This window comes from Levilactobacillus yonginensis, from assembly GCF_964065165.1.
GTDB lineage: Bacteria > Bacillota > Bacilli > Lactobacillales > Lactobacillaceae > Levilactobacillus > Levilactobacillus yonginensis_A.
Genome location: NZ_OZ061549.1, coordinates 187,488 through 209,507 on the forward strand (window position 1 = coordinate 187,488; position 22,020 = coordinate 209,507).

Here is a 22,020-nt window from a genome sequence, read left to right on the forward strand (position 1 = left end):
GAATAATCTATATGAATTATTTTGTTGATTCTGATCTTGGCGGCGTTATCACAGGGATAGAGCAGGCAGAATTTAATCGGTTAAAATTGTTTCAAGAAGCCAAGATGCCTGCAAAAATCGTATATCTAACCTATAAGCCAAGAATGCAGGAATATGCAAAGAAATTTGGGGTACAAGGGCGCAGCTTTTCGATGTATGATTACTTTCAAGATGCCACTCAGTTTAAAGAAGTTGAGAATTATGATTGGCAATCTTACTGGCAGGATACCTGTCATTATCAGTTACAGTACGTTCCTTCAACTAGAGATATCCGAGTCAATAAGCCAGATGGTTCCTTATTAATGTATGCCAATTTTGTGGATGAAGATTATACGCAAGTTAATTATATTAATTATTTTGATAAGGATAGACAAAAAATTCGTCGAGACACTTATGATTGTCGTGGCTTTTTAAGTCGAACAACATTTTTGGAAGAAAAAGATATAACTAATTCGGAAATTTATTTTGATCAGAATGGTAGCGTTCGAATTGTCAAAGAATACACTGTCAGCCACGAAAAAGGAAAGTCGTTTTTAAGCCAGATTGTGCTACGGAACTATCGAAATAAGGATTATTATTTTGCCAACGAAGAGGAATTTCGAACGTTTTTCTTCAATCACTTATTTGATGATGACGATCTAGTTTTCGTTGATCGTCAAAGTGAAATGGCGAAAAGTATTCAACACACAAGAAAATCGGTCAAAATGGTTATGATTTTTCATAATGGTCATATTAAGGCTGGGGAAAGTGTCAAGCTAGGTCGCTTAAAATTCGGTGTTTATGACTACACATTGGCACATATAGATAGAGCATCAGCTTTTGTGACGTCAACGGCGCAGCAAACTGCTGATTTAAAAGATCGTTATGATAGTTTACCACCGGTCTTCACAATTCCAGTTAGTTGGACTGAACCACTACCGCTCACTGTTAAGGATTTCGAAGCCCGTAATCCTCACCGAATCATTAGTATTGCACGCTATTCAAGACAAAAACAATTACATCACCAAGTTAAGGCTGTAGAAAGATTAGTCCCCGAATTTCCAGATATCGAATTACATTTGTTAGGATATGGTGCCACGGTTGGGGCGGAGTTGGACAAATATATCAAGGAACATCATTTGGAAAGGAACGTATTCTTACGAGGTTTTCAGTTAGATTTAACTGAAGATTTGCGTAAAGGAAGTTTAGCCCTGCAGACTAGCATTGAGGAAGGTTTTTCGATTTCTTCTTTACAGTCATTGAGTGCTGCAGTTCCTGTGATTGGATATGATATTAACTACGGGCCTAAAGAAATGATCGTAGATGGTGAAAATGGGTTCTTGATACCAGCTGATGATGAAGAAATGCTTTACCAAAAAATGCGAGAATATTTGAGTGACAAGGCCTTACAGGTAAAATTTATGAAGAACTGTCAGCCATTAGCTCAGAAATTTTCAGCAGAAAAATTGAAAGCACAGTGGGTCAAGCTAGTTAATGAAATTAATCCACAATCTTAAATATAAAATCAATCTTCCAACAAGATTCATGGATAAATATGAATTGTCGAGAATATACTTAGGGATTTAAATAATTTAGGGAGGAATTTAGATGATAGTATTGGCCTCACTTTTTGCACGGACGGGTGTTCAATTTTTTGTTCGTTGTTCAATATACGTTGCGTTGTTGGCATTAGTGATTATTGTTCGGTTAGTACACCGTCGATCTACCCGGAAAAAACTAGATCATTTAACCAAAGAAATGATGAAGCAAACAGAAAAGGATGATCAAGGAAAGTATCCTTGGGAATACGAAGATAGCAAAGCGCACTCATGGGATAACGAAGAAACACATACACGTCGCTGATTGTGGCTGAGTCGAGAAAGAGAGATGGCAAATGAATTATTTTGTGAATATACAATTAGGCGCCACGATAAGTGGTATTGAAGAAGCTCAATTCAGGCGATTGCAGCTATTCCAGAAGGCGGGTATTCCCGCAAAGATTATTTATATGGGGTATAGCTCACGACTGTATGAATATTCTGATAAATTTGGGGTGTTGGGTTCAACATTCTCAATGTACGATTATTTTCAAGGAACCACAGATTTTAACGAGGGCTATGGGGATTTTGACTGGCGTAGATATTGGGAGCAACGGTGCCATTATCGCTTACAATACATTGATGGAGCGAATGGTGAACGGGATATTCGTGTGATGGACGAAAATGATTACTTCGTAATGTACGCGCATTTTTTGAATGAAGAATATACACGTATTGATTACATAAATTATTTCAATCGTAACCATGCTAAAATGCGTCGAGATGTTTTCGATAGTCGAGGATTTCTCAGTCGTACATCATTTCTTGGTGAAGGTGATACAGTTATTACGGAACTTTATTATGATAGAGATCAGCACGTGCGTTTGATAAAGAGTTGTCGCACGGTTGAGGGACGTTCAGTTTTAACTAAAATTACACTAAAGAATTATAATAATCGTGACTATCTTTTTGATAGTGAAACAGAATTACAGACTTTCTTTTTAAATGAAATAAACCGCGAAGGGGATTTCTTTTTCTGTGATCGGAACAGCCTGTTAGCACCAGCTTTTTATCGAACAAAGCCGGAACTCAGAGTTGCTTCAGTTTTGCATAACACACATGTGCGCGCCGGGCAGGATATTGTGACGGGTGTTCTAAAGCATAATGTTTATGAATTTACGCTCGAGCATCCTGAACACTGGAATCGAATGATTGTTTCTACTGATAAGCAGAAGAAAGATCTTTTGGCTAGATTTACAAATCTACCACAAGTGGTTACAATTCCAGTGGGCTATGCAGTTCCTCATAAAGTTGATTTTAAAGCGAGAAGTCCGCACAGAATTATCGGAGTTGCCCGTTATTCACCAGAAAAAAATTTGATGCATCAAATTCAGGCAGTAGAACGTTTGATACCAGAATTTCCGGATATTGAGTTACATTTATATGGGCATGGTGACCGGGTTGCTGACGAACTTAGAAAATACATTCAAGAGCATCAATTAACCAAAAATGTTTTTCTGCGAGGGTTTAAGACGGATTTGACTGAGGAGTATAAACAAGCTTCTCTGGCATTACTTACAAGTCGTGAAGAGGGCTTTTCGTTATCAACATTGGAAGAATTAAGCTTTAGTATTCCTGTGATTAGTTATGACATGAATTATGGCCCTAGTGATATGATTAGTGATGGCAAGAATGGCTACTTGGTGCCCTCTAACGATCAAGAAATGTTAACGCAAAGAATTCGTGAGTATTTGGGTGATCATGATAAGCAGTTAGAAATGATGGCCAACTGTGAACCATTGCTAAAAAAGTTTTCTCCAACTGAGATTACCAAGAAGTGGCAAACATTCATTGAAGATGAAGAAATTACTAGTGGTGTAGATAAGAAGTAACTGACAAGTCAGCTAGGTTCTATCTGTGTGTCTTGAGACTATCTAACTTAGTCATTGGGCCAACACCTAAAGACAAGGGGCACCTGTATTTTGAAGAAACATAATTTTTTTAAGATTGTTGTACGAATTCTATTTTTACTCGTTGTTGGCGTGGTGGTTTTCTTTACTGTCAAAAGTATGAATAAAATTTATATTTCTAAATTTGGTAATAAGCATTATTATCAAAGGGTTAAATCTGTCAGTACGAACGATGGTTTAGTGAATCAGAAAATCTATTCTAAGGCGACACTGAAGAAGTTAACGACAGTTACCCATGGGACTAAGTACACTGGTAATACTAGCCTTGACCGCGTTTCAGAAACCTACCATTACAAGATTAAAAAAGACAACATTAGTAACTTTATGGGAAATGACGGTGTTTTGCAGCTATACAATAAGTCTAAATTTATGTCTGATGCGATGGTTCGTGATGCAGCTATGATGTGGAATACGTTAGCTGGACAGACAATCGTTGAAGTAGTTGATTCACAAAATAAGTCTGATGAAGTAATTCATGACAGTCAAAAGAAGACCAAGTATGGTGTTGGTGGTCAAAGTTATAATGGTATGGGCATGATATTTTATCCCAACGATTGGGCAGTGACAGGGTTGACCAAACAGAACAAACAAAACTGGAAGGAAGCCATCCTACTTAAAGAAATGGGCCATGCTTTGGGTGTTCCTAATATGGGAGGCGGTTTGATGGGAACCAATGATCAAGTCGCAAATTTAAAAAATGCCGATTTTATGGGGGCGTGGGGTGTTCAGCTCTCTAATGCACCTAAATCTAATCTTAAGGGAATTACGACTACAAGAATGGATGGCGCAGTTCTCAAGATTGCTGGGATTGCGTGGCCTCGTCCGCGTAAATTGGCCAATTGGGTCCTTACTAAGCCATCTGCCCATATGGTTTATAACAATGGTAAAATCACCTCAACGATTCCTAAGTAGGTGAATTCAGCGCTAAACATGAAAGAATTATCTCTGCACTGTATAGTTACTTAAATAACCGGTTTTAATTGTAAACCAAATTAGGTATACTAAGCTTGTGTGAGTAATAAATCATGTTTTAGTCAATGCTCAAGTGAAAGGGCTTCCTTTCACAAAAATGATGGGAGTGTCGGGCTGTGTATTATTTTGTTAACGAGTATATTCTCCAAAAAAACTCTAGTGTTGAACATACAGCGATGAAACGGGTTAAGTTATTTAATCACTATAAAACACCCGCTAAGATTGTCACCAAGATTTATGATCGGTTATTACACCAGACGATTAAGAAGTTTGATGTTGACGACAGTGAAATCTTGAATATGTTTGACTACTTCCAAGAAGCAACTGCTTTATCTGCTGATAAGTTTTTGACAACTGAAGACATGAATATTCCAATTGAATACGAAATTAATGTTGGTGCCAACTTCAGTGGAATTTTTAACGGTGACCGGTTGGTGGAGAACGTCGGGTTTATTCCTGGCACGATTGGTCGTGTTTTTTATCAGGAATTTTTCGACCAGCAAGGCAATCGAGTTGGCACTGATCTTTGGGACTGGCGTGGGTTTAAGTCAGCGACACAATATTTTGGACAGAACGGTCAGCTGATTTCTCAGCGGTATTACAATGTTTCAGGGGCAACGGTATTAGAAGAATACTTTGCGCCTGATACAGAAGGGAAGCCGCTTTCTTCCCGTTTGATTTTGAAGAACTATCGGGATAAGGGTGATTTGTTCTTCCAGAACGTGGATGACTTATTCGTTTTCTTCCTGAATGAGCTGAGCAAGCAAGATGCTGACACAACGTTTATGGTCGACCGTCCAGGTACTGGGGTTCAACCAATGTTGGCCTTGAATGATGCATCAAAGAAATACTTGTACATTCCAATTAATCATGGGGTAAATCCTAATGATCCTGTCTTTACAGATATGGATGGGTTCTTGCAGCCTGCCTTTGAACACTTTAATCAATTCGATGGGTTTATCACGGATACACCGCAACAGGCAGAGCACTTGCAGACACGCTATCCTAAGGCGCACATCTTCTCAATCTCAGGGACATCGACGTTACCAGTCTCCAAAGAGGGAACGGGCAATGTGGCTGTTAGTGACCGGAAGCCGCACAGTTTGGTCTATGTTGGCCGGATTGCACCGGACAAGCAGATCGATCAACAATTACGGATGTTTGCGTTAGTTAAGGATCGGGTGACCGATGCGACAATGACCTTATTTGGTTATGGTGACCCTAAATATGTTGAAGAAATGAAGAAGTTAGTCACTGAGCTGAAGCTAGATGGCAGCGTGACGTTTATGGATTACGTACCTGGGTTGGACAAGCTTTACGACCAATATCAAGTTATGACAAACATGTCGATGGCTGATGGTGGTCCACTGGCGATGCAAGAGGCTATGATTCATGGGGTTCCTGTAATTAGTTACAAGTTCAACTATGGTCCAGCCGAGTATATCAAGGATGGTAAGGATGGTTTCCTTGTCGATTCTGGTCAAACGTTAGCTATGGCAGAGGACGTTGTAAAGCTGTTCAACAATGATAAGCAATTAGCCGAATTTAGTGATGCCGCCTATACTTCAGCACATACCCGTTGGACACGACGGAAAGTCTGGAATCGTTGGCAAAAAGAGCTAGGCCTCTAAGGTTGATGAAGAAAGGATGATCCGGGAATGTACTATTTCTTAAACGACAACATGCAATTCTCAAAATCTGGGATTGAACAATCTGAAATAAATCAACTTAATTTATTTGAAAAGCACCAAATTTCAGCTAAAATTGTAACACGAGTTTTTGCCATGGATTTGACGAACGTTTTAAAGGACGCGAAAATTGATCGCAAAAGTTTCGTGAATTTATTTGAATACTTCTGTGGCAGCCGAGATGTAGAGAGTCGGCCGTTCATGCTGAATGATTTCCCATTACCTGCGAATACGACAACGACGCGTAAGGATAATCAATTACAGGTTTTTGCACAAGGAAAAATGTTGATGATTATCTACTTCCGTGGAAATTCTGAGGAGATTAGTAACGTCCAGTATTTTGACATCAATGGTCGGACCGTTTCAATGGTTTGGTGGGACGTTCGTGGGTTCAAGTGTCTTGAACAGTTCTTTGATTGGGACGGAAAAATCTCACAAGAACTGTATTCTGGTCCCGATGGTCGCGTGCATATTGAAAAAAATCATTATCTCAATCGTGCCGGAAAAGAAAGTTTATCTTGGCGGGTGCTGAACTATAAAAACAGTGACTGGGTGTTCTCCGGAATGAATGAGCTGACGCGATTCTTCTATGATGAATTGAACACGCTTGATGACCACAACGTTTATATCTGTGACCGGACTGTTGAATGTGACTGGGCGCTCTTCCATATGCATACCCCAGCGTTTAAGGTTCTGCACCTTCACAACGACCACGTGTCTGACCCAAGTGATATGCTCAATTCGCCCCTGAACAACAATTATACAAATGCGCTGAACAACTGGGCGCAATGGGATGCTGTTATTTCTTCGACACCTGAGCAGTCTAAGGACGTTGAAAACCGTTTTGGAACGGATATTCCGGCATTTACGATTCCCGTTGGTTACGTGACAGATGATGAAATTGCTGAGAAACATCAGGACTTTGCCAGTCGACAAAAAGGGCTAGTGGTCCACGTTGCCCGGCTAGCACCAGAAAAGCAACAAAACCATTCAATTGAAGCCTTTGCTGAAGTTCACAAGCAATTTCCTGACGCCCGGCTTGAACTGTGGGGTTATGCTAACGGTGACATTGAAAAGAAGTTTAAGCAACAGGTGATGGATGCTGGTTTAACAGATGTGGTCTTGTTCAAGGGATACACGAACAATATCGCAGATGTCTATGATCGCGCCGAAATTGGGGTTCTTCCAAGTCGGGCTGAAGGTTTTTCTCTGACGTTATTAGAAGCTCAATCACATGGTGTCCCAATGATTGCTAACGACGTTAAATATGGGCCTAGCGATATTATTCAGGATGGTCAAACTGGTATGTTGACCGAAGATGGTCATCCAGAACAATTGGCAGCAGGTTTGATCAAGTTGTTAGGCGATCAGAAACTCTTAGAACAGTACAGTGAGGCTGCCTATGAGAATGCCAAACGGTATTCAGAAGATGCCGTTTTTGAAAAGTGGCAGAAGCTAATCGACTACTTTGATAGTTTGATTCATGAAAAGGCAGCAGTTTAGTCCAATTATCATTATTAAGACCGCCAAAAACGAGTAGCGTTTTTGGCGGTCTTTTTGTAAGGAAGGGACGCAATGAATTCTAAGAGTCGGTTTAAAGTGTTAGCAGCCGTAATTTTAGTGATTATCCTATTCAGTGGGATAACATACTTTGGAAAAAGTTATCATCAAGATCTCGTCAAAGGCCCCAATAACCATTATTATCAACGAACGAAGACGTTTAACAAGGGAAAGATTCAACAGCATCTCTACTCACAGTCTGAGTTGAGTCAGCTAACGTCAATTACCCATGGTAGCCAATATTCAGGCAATACAAGCTTGGATAGTGCATCGACTGATCACGTGTATCAGCTCAATGGACAACCGTTACCTAATATCGTTGGGCCTGACGGGGTGCTCCAGTTATATAATCAGTCTGGCTTCATGACCAGCCAGATGGTCGTGGCGGCTGCTAAGTATTGGAATAAGATTGCCGGGGAAAAGATAGTTGAAGTGGTGTCAAAACAGTATCAGAGTGATGAGGTAATTCATGATGGACAGAAGAGCCAGGCCGTTTTGGGTGGACAGACATATAACGGTCAGGGGATCCGATTCTATCCTGATAATTGGCGTAGTATTAGTACCTTGTCTAAGCGAAATCAAAATAATTGGAAGGAAGCGGCACTTATTCATGAGATTGGTCACGCACTGGGGGTTCCCCATCTGGGTGGGGGAATCTTAGGTACGAATGCCAATACTGATGGGATTGCAACCACTGAGCTGATGGCGACGTGGACGGTTGCACAACCAAACTCGCCGAAACAGAATAACTCGGGCGTTCGTAGTACAGATATTGATGCCGCAGCTTTAGCCTTAGCGGGTCTTAGCTGGGAAAAGCCCCAACGACTGGCCAGCTGGGTGTTAAAGACGCCTGGGAGTTATGTGAACTATGATAATGAGAAGATTGTTTCCACAATTAAATGATAGATAAGCTCAAAATTGCTTCTTAGAAGAGGGCGTCATGCTGGATCAAAGTATGATAGACCACTTTCTAGGAAGCTTTTTTTGTTAACTATGGTTTGTTAAATTAAGAAACCGCCGACTTCAGATGAAGTTGGTGACAACGTAGCTGATTTTTAGCGAGTAAATGAAAGTTAAGTAACCAAAAATACCCAAATCAATGAGCGTTGTGAGTCAGCTTGAATTTAAAGAGTCCCTGTAGTGGGCTTCAATATGTTCGCTGATGTAAAGCTTTCTAAGAGTTCAGCAATTATTGAAAGCTTTAGCAGAAGGCAAGGTAAGCGTCAAAGCTCGAATTGATAGCTAAAGGGACTGACAATATGGTGTTACACATACGGCACTATGGGGCATAAATTCAAATCGATATTTTAATTTGATCTTGTAGTAAACAAACTAATGGGACGAAGTGCTTGATTTATGCAGCTTAATATGACCAATGAAATCGGTACCATTTTTACGAACAGACAGATAATTTAATTGAATTCTAATTTAACGAACCAAAAAAGCAAAAAAATAGTTCCAGAATTGTTAATCGTCTCGGGCGTGCACGACCAGACGGTATTAGTGATTAACATCTACACACATCTTCAAAATCCTTTAATACCGGCGTTTGTAAACTGATTATAGTAGACAAACACCTGATTTATTACTTGTATTAAAGCCCCACAACGAAATCGGACTAAAACAAAATTTATGTGATAATTTTAACGAAAGAAACTTTTTCGCCATTTTCTCAGATATACCAATTACAAATACCTTTTTAGAATAGTATGTATAGTAAATTTATGATAAGATGACTGTGTTGAGGCGTTCGTTTACAGGGAATATTTGTTTATAGACGGTACGCTTCATATTAGAAACGTGTATAGGCCAATTGTTATTACAGCCTAACATTGAGTGCGAAATTAATTTTTAACGTAGCGCTTGCAATTATATCTATCATTGTCAACTTCAAGGAGGACGATTAAAAGTGAAATTCATGCGGAACAAAGCTTTTAATGGCGATCCCAAGTTACGTTACAAGATGTACAAGGTAGGGAAGACCTGGGTCTTCGCTGCATTGGCTTCTTTTTCGTTATTGGGCGCTGGGACTCTTTCTGCAAGTGCTGATTCTACCAGCAAAGCAGATAGTGCCACTAGTAGCTCAGCGGTCGCTTCAAGTGCAAGTAGTTCATCAAGTTCTGAGGCAAGTCAGCCAGCCACCAGCACTGCAGCCAGCAGTGCGGCAGCTTCTTCGGCTGTTTCATCCAGTGCCGCAACTTCAGTAGCAAATTCAGGAAATTCATCTGACACTACCGTAGTCCCAGTTGCCGAATCAACTGGTGTGTCTACGTCTAGTAGTTCATCGAATTCATCTTTAAGTAACGAGACAAGTGGTACTACCAGTGCAGTTGCCACTAGTGCCGAAGCTACGAGTGCGTCAACAATTGACGCTGCTAGCGTTGCTGCTACAGCAGCTCAGTCCGTTCACACCGACGTGACGTTGAGTGAGAACGTGACAAAGACGGTCACTAAGGTAGCAACTACTAGAAAAGCTGTTACGACTCCAGTTGTTGAGACCGCTATGGTTTCAGCTGCGAGTTCCAGTGCAAATGCTGGGAGTGGGGCAGACAGTACAGCAGCTAGCACGGCGTCAAGCGCCGCAGCTGCCGCTCAGGAAAGTGCCAGCAACGCAAGTAGCTATGCAGGTTTAGTGCAAACCTCTGACACTGAGGATGCCTATGCTGCAACTAGTAGTTACGCCGCTAAGACGACGACTGCTGCTGACTTGGCACAGTATTACAACAGTTTGGCCTCTGCGTTCAAGCAGGCCGTCGCAGATGGTAAGGGTGATTCCGATACTAACATCGAGAAATACACCACTGCGCTCTCATACGCTAGCTCTGCAGCTCAGAACGCAGTGTCATACGCTGACCTGGCTTCCAGTGCAGCAGCAGTTGCTAAATCAGCCGCTGCTACTGGCTTGAAAGACCTAGTAAGCAGTGCTAACGAGCCAACGTTCTCCGCAGCCACTGCAGCTAGTGAAGCAGCTGCTTCAGCATCAGCCGCAGCCAGCAGCGCATACAATGCAACACAATACGATACCAGTAATGCGGCTGCCGTTGCTGCTTATGCCACTGCCAACAGTGCCGCTGCGGATGCTGCCAACGCTTCATCCTTGGCCGCTTCGATAGCAGGTGATGCACAGGCACAATACAATTTGGCCACCAGTGCTGCTTTGAGTGGTGACTACGAGGCTGCTAGCAATGCTTTAGTTGCCGCTAATAGTTTGGCATCTCAAGGCTTAGATGCATACTCAGCTGCAAGTACTGCTAACTCGACTGCGCAATCGGCAGCCGAAATGGCCACGTCGATTGCTGTAAGTGATGCAGCTGTGAAGGCTAACTCCAGCGCCATGTTAGCTGCTAACTCAGCTAGTGCAGCTAGTTCATTGGCAACTGCAGCATCGAGTTACCACGGGAACCAGTCAGAACAGTACGCAAGTAGTGCTGCGTCACACGCAACGCTGGCTAACTCTAGTTCCTCATTGGCCAGTTCAGCCGCTTCGGCTGCTGCAGTTGCGACGAGTGCTGCCGATGCTGCTTCATTAGCGCGGGTTGCCAGTTCAGCCGCTGCTGACGCTAGTCTTTCGTTGCAAGGTGCTTCTAGTGCTGCCTCATTGGCTGCCGCTTACAACACTAATACTGAAAACACCCAGACTGGTGAAGATTCAGATACAAGTGCAATTGGTGGGACGACAAACGCTATTGTGACGACGAATGATGCTGTGACGATCGGTACAGGTCAAGATGGCTCAATTACTTTATCTAACAGTATGACACTTGGGTCATACAAAGAAGGTGGCCTACTAGGCGGAACTTACGATTACAAATTAGATGGTAACGCAACGTTCACCTGGTACGTTTCCACCGACGGTAAGAACTGGACGGTAGATTCCACCACTACTGGAAACAAAACGACTACAACCTATACGCCAGCTTATACGGCTGCGGGGACATACTACTATCAACTAGTCGTAAGCGGTTCTAAGGTTGCCAAGTCGACTTTAGGATCCGTCAAAAATAGAGCAACATTCTCAACTCCTTCAAACGTAATTACCGTTGTGGTTTCACACGCTGACGGCAACTACACGAATCAGGCATCGAGTGCTGCTGCTGCTGCTAATACGGCCGCCGCTTTAGCCTCATCCATGGCGAGCGCAGCCAACTCTAGTTATGATTTATTAGCAAGTACAATCGACATCAGTTTGAACAATGATATCTCAATCTACTCCTACGCTCAGCTTGCTCAGCAGGCTACCTCAGGTGCTTCATCATACAGTGCCTTAGCAGTTGCAGCTGCGAGCGCGGCTACTGAAGCAAGTAGTCTGGCGGCTGTTAACGAAGCTGCTCACAATTATACAGATGCTTCTTCTTATGCAGCTGCAGCTCTCGTGGCACAAAATGCTGCTAGTTCCTACGGTGTATTGACCAGTTCAGCGGCCTCGACGGCGGCTGGTCACTTGGATCAAGCATATAACGCAGCAACTGCACAAGAAAATGCTAACAAATACTTGGCATCCAGTTACGCGGCAACGGCATCATCTGCAGCCATTAAAACGGGTGCTCAAGCAGAAATTGCGAACTCAAATGCGGCCGATGCGGCGAACGCCTTTGCCTCAGCACCAAATTATCAAGACCTGGCTTCTGCAGCCAATGCCGCAGCAATCGCTGCCAACGCAGAAGCTTCCATGTATGCAAGCTCTGCCGTTGAAGTTTCAAAGAAGGCAGCTTCATTTGCCGCGGATGGTGATTTAGTTAATGCCAAGGCACAAGCCAACAACTCGTTGACACTGTTGGAATGGGCGACAAACTCCGCTAATGCGGCTGCTAGTTCCGCTAGTTTAGCTACTAAGACGATTGTAGAAGCACAGTCATCTGCAACCAGTACGGCAGCTTCTTCAACTGCTGCGATTGATTCAGCAGCTACGGCGTCTGCACAAACCGCTGGCTCAACTGCTGCTTCCTTAGCTGCAGCCATGACGCAAAACACGAGCTTGGGGGCTTCTTATGTAACTGCCGCCGCAAGCTACGCTCAAGATGCTCAGTTTGCTGCTGCTACGGCTGATGCAGCTAACAACGAAGCTAACAACTACATGTCAATGGCTTCTTCAGCAGTTGCCGCGGGTAACTTTGCTATGGCTAGTGAATACTCCACTGCAGCTGACGCAGAATTAGTTGCTTCAGCACAGTTAGCTTCAACCGCTACGGTAGCGGCTTCAGCTGCAACTGAGAATGCTAAATATGCTGTGATGTATTCTAACAACTTGGGTTCTTACAAAGGAAAGCCATCTGCTGATGCATGGTCTCTGCTGGGGGTAATTATCTCTGGTGGGTTCACCCAGCAAGCAACGAAGACGACTTCCACTACTTCGGGGAAGACGATTACGCTTAGTAACAGTGCTACCACTGGATTGGGAGCTATCAACGCAACCCATACTGCAACCTGGTATGTTCAGATTAACGGGGTTTGGCAGAAGGTTAACGCCGTTGGTAGCGGACTGTTCAACTCAACTACCGAGTCAGGCGATATTAAAGACGCCAGCGGTAAAGTCGTTGCTAGCTACACACTGACTGATACTACGCCATGGTATTCAGGTGCAGCCACGGCTGCAAGTACTATGTCCGTAACAATTGCTGATGACTTTACTGGATCACTGGCCTTCCAATCATCCGCCAGCTACACGGGGACTAGTACGATTACCGGTTCCTTCTGGAGTCAATTATCTGCAATCGATGTTTATGACAGTGACATTCCTGCTACTGGTATTAGCATTGATGGGGATGATTACATTCTGAACAGTTCAGATACGCATACCTCTGGAAACTACACGGCAACGACTAACCCTGGTAACGCCACTGGTGACATTACGTGGTCCAGCAGTGATGAATCAATTGCGACGGTTAATTCCGATGGGGTTGTTACTCCAACCTCAGCAACATCAGCAGGTAAGGTAACAATAACTGTAACCATCACGAACGCTGATCAAACTACTTACACGGCAAGTAAAGTAGTTACGGTCGGTAACGGTTTGGCAGATAAGAATGCTAATACCGGTGATAAATTTACCTGGTCACCAGAAATGGAAACCGATGAAACTAGTAGCAATTTGACTTACCAGTGGTATTACTCTGCAACTGCAGGTAGTCAAGGCACAGCAATTGATGGTCAGACGAATGCCAACCTGAACATTGACGAAATTACCGCAGCACATCAAGGCTACTACACGTTAGTTGTAACGGCCACTGTTGATGGTAAGACGTCAATTAGTACGTTAGGTCAAGCATACTTGACGGTTGATTCCAGTTACACGAACGGGTCTTCTTCATCAGCTAGTCTTGCAACTGATGCGGCCAACGAAGCAGCTGACTATGCGAGTGTTGCCAATTCTTACGGGAATGTGGCACAGCAATACGCTGAAAACGGATCAAATGCTAGTTCTTACGCAGCGCAAGCCTCAACTGCAGCGTCAACTGCTACTTCTGCAGCGTCTGCAGCGCAATCCGCAGCAGATGCAGCGTCCGCTGCTTACTCAGCGGCATCATCAGCTGAGGCTGAAGCTGACAACTCAGCCGCTTCTAGTTATGCAAAACAAGCTTCCGCAGCTGCTTCAGCCGCCAAGGAATCTAAGGATCACGCATCTAGTGCAGCATCAGATGCACATTCTTATGCAAACCAGGCAATTGTAGCAACTGATGATAGCGACAGTGATTCAGACTCTGACTCTGACAGCGATTCCGACAGTGACTCAGACTCCGACAGTGACTCAGATAGCGACAGCGATTCAGACTCCGACAGTGATTCCGATAGCGACAGCGACTCAGATAGCGACAGTGATTCTGATTCCGACAGCGATTCCGATTCCGACAGTGACTCCGACTCCGACAGCGACTCCGATTCCGACAGTGACTCCGATAGCGACAGCGACTCAGACTCCGACAGTGACTCAGACTCCGACAGTGATTCCGACTCCGACAGCGACTCAGACTCTGACAGTGACTCCGATAGCGACAGCGACTCAGACTCTGACAGCGATTCTGATTCCGACAGCGATTCCGACTCCGACAGTGATTCAGACTCTGACAGCGATTCGGACTCCGACAGTGACTCCGATTCCGACAGTGACTCCGACTCCGACAGCGACTCCGATAGCGACAGTGACTCGGACTCCGACAGTGATTCCGATAGCGACAGTGATTCCGATAGCGACAGCGATTCAGACTCCGACAGTGACTCAGACTCCGACTCCGACAGTGATTCCGATAGCGACAGTGACTCAGATAGCGACAGCGATTCAGACTCAGATAGCGACAGTGATTCTGATTCCGACAGTGATTCTGATTCCGACAGCGATTCCGATTCCGACAGTGATTCCGATAGCGACAGCGACTCAGATAGCGACAGTGATTCGGACTCCGACAGCGACTCAGATTCCGACAGTGACTCAGACTCCGACAGTGATTCTGATAGCGACAGCGATTCCGATAGCGACAGCGACTCAGATTCCGACAGTGACTCAGACTCCGACAGCGATTCAGACTCTGACAGCGATTCAGACTCTGACAGCGACTCCGATTCCGACAGCGACTCTGACTCTGACAGCGATTCCGACAGCGACTCTGACTCTGACAGCGATTCCGACAGTGACTCAGACTCCGACAGTGATTCCGATAGCGACAGCGACTCAGATAGCGACAGTGATTCGGACTCCGACAGCGACTCAGACTCAGATAGCGACAGCGATTCAGACTCCGACAGCGATTCAGACTCCGATAGCGACAGTGATTCTGATTCCGACAGTGATTCTGATTCCGACAGCGATTCCGATTCCGACAGTGACTCAGACTCCGACAGTGATTCCGATAGCGACAGCGACTCAGATAACGACAGTGATTCGGACTCCGACAGCGACTCAGATTCCGACAGTGACTCAGACTCCGACAGTGATTCTGATAGCGACAGCGATTCCGATAGCGACAGCGACTCTGACTCCGACAGCGATTCCGATAGCGACAGCGACTCAGATTCCGACAGTGATTCTGATAGCGACAGCGATTCAGACTCTGACAGCGATTCAGACTCCGACAGTGACTCAGACTCCGACAGTGATTCCGATAGCGACAGTGATTCAGACTCTGACAGCGACTCCGATTCCGACAGTGATTCAGATAGCGACAGCGACTCCGATAGCGACAGCGACTCCGATAGCGACAGCGACTCAGATTCCGATAGTGATTCAGACTCCGACAGCGATTCCGATAGCGATAGCGACTCAGACTCCGACAGTGATTCCGATTCCGACAGTGATTCCGATAGCGATAGCGACTCAGATTCCGACAGTGATTCCGATAGCGATAGCGATTCGGACTCCGACAGTGATTCCGATAGCGACAGCGATTCGGACTCCGACAGCGATTCCGACTCTGACAGTGACTCCGATAGCGACAGCGACTCCGATTCCGACAGTGATTCCGATAGCGACAGCGACTCAGACTCCGATAGTGATTCCGATAGCGACAGCGACTCAGACTCCGACAGTGATTCCGATAGCGACAGCGACTCAGATTCCGACAGTGATTCCGATAGCGACAGCGATTCAGACTCCGACAGTGATTCTGATTCCGACAGTGACTCAGACTCCGATAGCGACAGCGATTCAGACTCCGACAGCGACTCAGATTCCGACAGTGACTCAGACTCCGACAGCGATTCAGACTCCGACAGCGACTCCGATAGCGACAGCGATTCAGACTCCGACAGCGACTCAGATTCCGACAGTGACTCAGACTCCGACAGTGACTCAGACTCCGATAGCGACAGCGACTCAGACTCTGGCAGTGATTCAGATTCTGATGGCAATTCCGGTTCTGGCGACTCCGACTCAGATAGTGACTCCGATTCTGACAGCGATTCTGATACGAATGGTGGAGCAGGAGATGGAAACGGTTCTGAAGGCGACAGTGACTCAGGCTCAGGATCAGGATCTGGTAGTGGCTCAGGCACAGGATCCGGTAGTGGTAACAGCAACTCCAACAATGGTGGATCTGGAACAACTGGTTCAGGCAATTCCAATGGCGGGGCATCTGCTGGTACTAATGGCGGGACTTCAAATGGTGGTGCTGCTACAACGCTTGCATACGCAGGGAACAATGGTGCTGTGACGCCAACTGCTACAAGCTACGCACAACCTGTTGTAACGGACCTGACGAGTACTAACGGAACGAACGAAGATGGTAACGACTCTTCTGCAGACAAATCTAACGACAAGGCCAGCGACAATAATAACAAGTCGACTGACAAGTCAAATGCTTCGAAGAGTGGTGCAGCTGCTGATGCAACCAACCAAACTGCGGATGCTGATAAGGCATCACAAGCAAATGATGGCAATGGTTGGACTCTCTGGGGGTCAATCTTAGCTGCCATTGCTGCAGTAACTGGTGGTTCATGGTGGTACTTCGGCGGTAAAAAAAAGAAGAATGACTAAGTAAATAATTCTTCGAGAATTACCATGCAAAGCAACAAAAGCAACAGAAGCAACAATATGGTCCAAGAGTGGGTATAATCAATTTATGCTCAGCGGGTCCCCTTCGGGTCAAACTGGGGGGACCCTTATTGTTAAAATGAAGTTAGTAGGAAAGGCGGCTCAATCTATGAAAAAGTCAGTAATCAAGCAATATCAGGTGGCTATTAGCAATCTTGGTAGTGTCAAGGATCGGGTGACTGGAAAGGTTACGCTGGCTTTGTCGGTATCTGATCGGCGTCATCGGGCAAAAATCCATTTTCTTCGGGATACCAGCATTGAACGTGTCTGGAGTCAGGTTGAGAGTATCTTGGCTGCGGCGCCACAGCATGCCTGGGTACGGATTGAAGTTGTTGAAGCAGTTCAAAGACAAAAGTTAGCCAGTCTCAAGCAGAATCTGAATGATATGTTTCGCATGAATTACTGGCGTCGGGGTGTCAGTTTTGATGCTGACTTCAAGACAGCACTGTTAGAAATGGAAATTAATGGTCACGAGTTTTTTAAACCCAGTAAGCGACATAAAGTTGGCAAAAATGCTTCAGAATCTTGGATTGATTTTGACCAAATTAAAAAGTATCTCCAAGCCCGAGATGATCGTTCAGCTCAAGGCATTGAAGATACCCAATATGTTTGGACATTTGTTACTAAAGGTATTTTTTCAGATGGTGAAAAAATCTGGCCATTGCGTGAGGATGAAAGTCGGGGAATTGGCGTCAGGGAGCTCACTAATCCAAGAGAGGAGATCAACAGCTACCTGCACGCAGGTGAAAAATTTTTGATGAGGCAGATTAAGGATGATGGTCAGTTTATTTATGGTTACTACCCAGCATTGCAGCGAGTCCTGACAAATTACAACAGCGTGCGCCATTTTTCCTCGATCTATGCCTTATTGGAGGCGATTGATTTCAGCAATCAGAATGAGGACGTTGCAAAGGCAAAGCTGGCACTTCAATGGGGGATTGATAACCTCACGTTGACTAAAGGTGATGCACTGTTTGCTGTTGAACATAATAAGAAAGCCAATGATGAGGTCAAGCTTGGTGCTCAGGCGATGTTGATATTGGCGCTGTGCAAGTACCAAGAAGTCACAACGGATGATTCGTTTCTGAAATACGCTCAGCAGGCGTTCAATGGCGTCACAGCGTTCCGTCAAGAATCAGGACGCTTCAATCACGTATTGAATGTGGATTTGAGTGTTAAAGATGCTTTTCGAATTATTTATTATGAAGGTGAAATTACGTTTGCACTGGCTCGCTTGTTTGAATTGACTGGCGACGAGGCGGTTAAGCAACTGATCAAAGAAACATTAGACTTCATGGTTGCGAATAATTATGGACAGTACCATGATCATTGGATTTCTTACGCTGTGAACGAAGCGCTTCAAATTTTCTCAACGAATCGGGATTACATGTCGATGGGTCTAAAGAATGTTTTTGATCATCTAGACTTTATTGAGAAACGGGATACTTCTTACCCAACGTTACTGGAGTTGTTAAACGCAGCCGTTAAGATGACGGACACCATTAAAGCAACTGGCAATGATGACCTGATGGAAGGCTATGATCTAGTTCGGTTACGGCAGGTTTGGCGTCAAAGGGCCGAACACGAAATGGCGACGGGAACGTTTGAGCCGGAACTGGCAATGTACTTTTACTATCCTGAAAAGTTTGTGGGCGCATTCTTTGCTCGGCATGATCACTTTAGAACGCGGATTGATGACTGTGAACACTTTCTGTCTGGCTTAATTAACTACTATAATTACAAATACTAAAGAGGAGTGAGTCTTGATGATAATTCTAACCAGTTTCTTTGCTTACAAGAAGGTCCAATTCTTCGTTCGAATGAGTATCTATGTGGTATTGGGAGTGGCAGTATTATTCGTCAGATTTAGAAATAAAAAGAAAACCCGTAAGCGATTGGATAAGCGGACTGAACGTATGATGAAGCATACGCCAAAGAATGCGGATGGCAAGTATCCTTGGGAAGAATAGGGCTGAAAGTTTCAGGTAAATAGTTGGTAGCAAGCAAAACTGCACATATGTATAAATATGTGCAGTTTTGCTGAATTTTGAAAGAAGTTATAAGTGGCTTAATTTTTTGAAGTAAGGCAAATTGACTAACTTATTCAAAACCCTAATAAACCAGCTACCCACCACCAGCACTACGATTAAAGCTCACATTGGTGAGAATTCAGGAACAACAATCGGGTAACTTAGAACTAACCAGGACGACAATAAAATAGTTATAGTAAAATAATGTATGTACAGTAAATTTGTGTTAACATGAACTTGTAAGCGCTAGCTCTTTCTTTGAGCTGGTGTAATGGCGTTTTAGATAATCTGTTGATGAGGGTAAGGCATCACTTGAGGAGGAATATGACATGGATAAAACAACCAGTTTAGTCGTTGATATTGATGGAACTTTGTGTGATTTAAAAACAAGTGACCAAAGTTATTTGGACGTTGCACCTAAGACGAGTGTCATCAATAAAATTCGAGAATGGCAGAAGCTAGGATATCGAATCATTCTATTCACGTCTCGTCAGATGAGAACTTACGAAGGAAATTTGGGGAAGATCAATAAGTATACGGCACCCATCACTGAGAAGTGGTTAGCCAAGTATGGTGTTCCGTATGATGAAATTATTTTTGGTAAGCCTTGGGCTGGCCGGGGTGGTTATTATATTGATGATCGGGCGTTTCGGCCGAGTGAGTTCCTTAAGAGTTCTCCCGAAGAATTAGAAGCGTTAGTAGATAAGGAGCGTGACGTACATTGACTAAGACATTACTTATGCTTTCAGCTGCTAAAATTGCCGACGATATGCAAGTGACTTTTGGGGATATCTACCCAGCTATGATTCCGGTGACAGATGGGCAATTGATTATTGATAAAACCGTCCAGCAGTACGCACCACTCGATTATCAAATGTACGTTGCCGTGAGTGCTAGCGACGACAGTGTTGAAAATCATATTAGCAAGAAAGGTTTAGCCATTCAGCCCATCAAAGTAGCCAGTGGATTGAATCTAAGTGAAGCCGTGGCCCAATCAATGCAGACGCTCCGCAAGAAGGGTGACCTGCAAGAGCTGACCGTTATCTTTGGTGATACGGTCGTTGAAGCGGCTGATTTAACGAAGCCGGATACAATTTTCACGCACCACGTAGCCGACGCTGGCCGGTGGACCACTGTAACCTTTGATGACCAGCAACACGTGAAATTTACGGATAAGATGGTCCCTCAAGACGACCAGACTGAGTATCAGGCGGCCGTTGGGGTGTTCAATTTCAGTGCTGGTCAGCACTTGGCGGAAGCTTGGCAGGGTGCTAAATCATTCTACGAAAACTTAAAAATTTATGATGAGCAGTACCCACTGTCCACGGCCGGGACGGAGCAATGGTTGGACTTTGGACATAGTGACAAGTATGCCGAGGCTAAACAAGTTGAAGCGAGGTTCTTTAACAAAACCAATATTGATTTCAAACGGGGGATTATCCGGAAAGAGAGTACGGATGTTGATAAGTTCTTGGGTGAAGTTAAGTGGTATTTGAAACTACCCAAGCGGTTATCTTACATTGCCCCACGGATTTTTGATTATTCGTTGAACTATAATGCACCGTTCGTTGAGATGGAGTATTTCTCCTATGAGAGTCTGCATAATCTCTTTCTGTATGGGAATTTTGAACTGGGATTTTGGCGGGAAATTATTGACGAAATGTTCTTCCTGCGCTCCGAAATGAACCAGTATCAAGTGACAGTCGACCATGATGAATATCAGAAGACGGTTGCGGATATGTATTTGAACAAGACGGTGGATCGGTTACACCGGTTGATTAAAGAAGATGAGTTCTACGCCAAGATTGCTGATAAACCACTGATTATTAATGGTGAACAATACCCGAGCATCAACGCAATTATTGAAGCGCTACCACAGGTGCTCGATAATAGTGGCGTTCTCAAGGGTGAGAATTTTGCGGTTATTCATGGTGACTTCTGTATGACCAATATTTTGTATGATAATTCTAAACATGTGATGCGGTTGATCGATCCACGAGGGAAGTTCGGTAAGTTTGATATTTACGGTGACGCTAAGTATGATTACGCTAAGATGATGCATAGTTTTTCCGGTAAGTATGATTGCATTATCTCGGACATGTTCCACGTTGAGGCGGATACAGATGGTCATCTGGACTATGGCTTGAGTGTTTCTGGAAATGAAGAACAGATTGGTCAGTTGTTTGAATCAATGCTGCAAGAGCATTTGAACGATGCCGCTGCCTACGAGCAAATTCAATTGATTGAATCATTGTTATTCTTGAGTATGATTCCGTTGCACAAAGATAAGCCAGAACGGCAAAAGGCCATGTTGGCAGTGGGAGTCACTAAGTTCGCGCCATTTATGGAAAAGACTTTGGAGGGGTAATATTGCAAATTGTTGTCACGATGGCTGGACAGGGGTCCCGCTTCAGAAAAGTTGGGTATACAGTTCCTAAGCATGAAATTGAAGTTCGTGGTAAGAGTCTGTTTGAATGGGCCATGCTGTCATTGAAAGATTTCGTGGATGAGGAGTTTATCTTCGTCGTTAGAAAGAATCAGTATGACCGTGATAAATTGGAGAAGCTGATTGACCAGGCAGGGATTCACCGATTTCAATTAGTTGAAATTGACGAATTAACCTCTGGCCAGGCATCGACGGTCATGGCCGCTAAGAACGTACTCAAGTAAGAGACTGGGGTTGCCGTCTACAATATTGACACTTACGTTGAACCGAACAATATT

Annotated in this window: 13 protein-coding genes; all 13 read left to right on the plus strand. The window is 44.2% G+C overall.

Translation table 11 applies throughout. The annotated features are described in order from the left end of the window. Positions 1–11: 11 nt before the first annotated feature. The 13 genes from AB3Y94_RS01020 (at position 12) to AB3Y94_RS01080 (ending at position 21,966) form a co-directional block, all read left to right on the plus strand. Complete coding sequence (locus AB3Y94_RS01020; RefSeq protein WP_367294745.1) at positions 12–1,535, plus strand: glycosyltransferase; 1,524 nt, start codon at positions 12–14, stop codon at positions 1,533–1,535. A 91-nt stretch (positions 1,536–1,626) separates the two neighbouring features. Beyond that, on the plus strand, positions 1,627–1,881 hold the full coding sequence (locus tag AB3Y94_RS01025) for a hypothetical protein (RefSeq protein ID WP_367294746.1): 255 nt from the start codon (positions 1,627–1,629) through the stop codon (positions 1,879–1,881). A 31-nt stretch (positions 1,882–1,912) separates the two neighbouring features. Then, entirely contained in the window at positions 1,913–3,448 is a 1,536-nt protein-coding gene (locus AB3Y94_RS01030; protein WP_367294747.1) for a glycosyltransferase, read from the plus strand. Between the two features lie 90 nt (positions 3,449–3,538). Beyond that, positions 3,539–4,438 carry a hypothetical protein gene (locus AB3Y94_RS01035; protein WP_367294748.1) on the plus strand — a complete coding sequence of 300 codons (900 nt, stop codon included), beginning with the start codon at positions 3,539–3,541 and terminating at the stop codon, positions 4,436–4,438. Positions 4,439–4,614: 176 nt separating this feature from the next. Continuing rightward, positions 4,615–6,129, plus strand: a complete 1,515-nt coding sequence (asp1, locus tag AB3Y94_RS01040; RefSeq protein WP_367294749.1) for an accessory Sec system glycosyltransferase Asp1 — start codon at positions 4,615–4,617, stop codon at positions 6,127–6,129. A gap of 27 nt (positions 6,130–6,156) precedes the next feature. Continuing rightward, complete coding sequence (locus AB3Y94_RS01045; protein WP_367294750.1) at positions 6,157–7,689, plus strand: glycosyltransferase family 4 protein; 1,533 nt, start codon at positions 6,157–6,159, stop codon at positions 7,687–7,689. A gap of 72 nt (positions 7,690–7,761) precedes the next feature. After that, entirely contained in the window at positions 7,762–8,649 is an 888-nt protein-coding gene (locus tag AB3Y94_RS01050; protein WP_367294751.1) for a hypothetical protein, read from the plus strand. A gap of 1,015 nt (positions 8,650–9,664) precedes the next feature. Beyond that, positions 9,665–17,209 (plus strand): KxYKxGKxW signal peptide domain-containing protein, encoded by a 7,545-nt coding sequence (locus AB3Y94_RS01055; protein WP_367296461.1) that lies wholly within the window; start codon positions 9,665–9,667, stop codon positions 17,207–17,209. Positions 17,210–17,375: 166 nt separating this feature from the next. After that, a complete protein-coding gene (locus AB3Y94_RS01060; RefSeq protein ID WP_367294752.1) occupies positions 17,376–19,016 on the plus strand; it encodes a glycosyl transferase family 1 in 1,641 nt (546 codons plus the stop codon). A 16-nt stretch (positions 19,017–19,032) separates the two neighbouring features. Continuing rightward, on the plus strand, positions 19,033–19,236 hold the full coding sequence (locus AB3Y94_RS01065; RefSeq protein WP_125682688.1) for a hypothetical protein: 204 nt from the start codon (positions 19,033–19,035) through the stop codon (positions 19,234–19,236). A 389-nt stretch (positions 19,237–19,625) separates the two neighbouring features. Next, complete coding sequence (locus tag AB3Y94_RS01070) at positions 19,626–20,021, plus strand: capsular biosynthesis protein (protein WP_125682686.1); 396 nt, start codon at positions 19,626–19,628, stop codon at positions 20,019–20,021. Further along, positions 20,018–21,664 carry a hypothetical protein gene (locus tag AB3Y94_RS01075; RefSeq protein ID WP_367294753.1) on the plus strand — a complete coding sequence of 549 codons (1,647 nt, stop codon included), beginning with the start codon at positions 20,018–20,020 and terminating at the stop codon, positions 21,662–21,664. Before AB3Y94_RS01070 ends, AB3Y94_RS01075 begins: the two co-directional genes overlap by 4 nt. A gap of 2 nt (positions 21,665–21,666) precedes the next feature. Next, positions 21,667–21,966 (plus strand): hypothetical protein, encoded by a 300-nt coding sequence (locus tag AB3Y94_RS01080; protein ID WP_367294754.1) that lies wholly within the window; start codon positions 21,667–21,669, stop codon positions 21,964–21,966. Positions 21,967–22,020: the final 54 nt, after the last annotated feature.

Coding starts and splice junctions, on each gene's coding strand:
- AB3Y94_RS01020 (WP_367294745.1), top strand. CDS start 12: ATGAATTATTTTGTTGATTCTGATCTTGGCGGCGTTATCACAGGGATA.
- AB3Y94_RS01025 (WP_367294746.1), top strand. CDS start 1,627: ATGATAGTATTGGCCTCACTTTTTGCACGGACGGGTGTTCAATTTTTT.
- AB3Y94_RS01030 (WP_367294747.1), top strand. CDS start 1,913: ATGAATTATTTTGTGAATATACAATTAGGCGCCACGATAAGTGGTATT.
- AB3Y94_RS01045 (WP_367294750.1), top strand. CDS start 6,157: ATGTACTATTTCTTAAACGACAACATGCAATTCTCAAAATCTGGGATT.
- AB3Y94_RS01050 (WP_367294751.1), top strand. CDS start 7,762: ATGAATTCTAAGAGTCGGTTTAAAGTGTTAGCAGCCGTAATTTTAGTG.
- AB3Y94_RS01055 (WP_367296461.1), top strand. CDS start 9,665: ATGCGGAACAAAGCTTTTAATGGCGATCCCAAGTTACGTTACAAGATG.
- AB3Y94_RS01060 (WP_367294752.1), top strand. CDS start 17,376: ATGAAAAAGTCAGTAATCAAGCAATATCAGGTGGCTATTAGCAATCTT.
- AB3Y94_RS01065 (WP_125682688.1), top strand. CDS start 19,033: ATGATAATTCTAACCAGTTTCTTTGCTTACAAGAAGGTCCAATTCTTC.
- AB3Y94_RS01070 (WP_125682686.1), top strand. CDS start 19,626: ATGGATAAAACAACCAGTTTAGTCGTTGATATTGATGGAACTTTGTGT.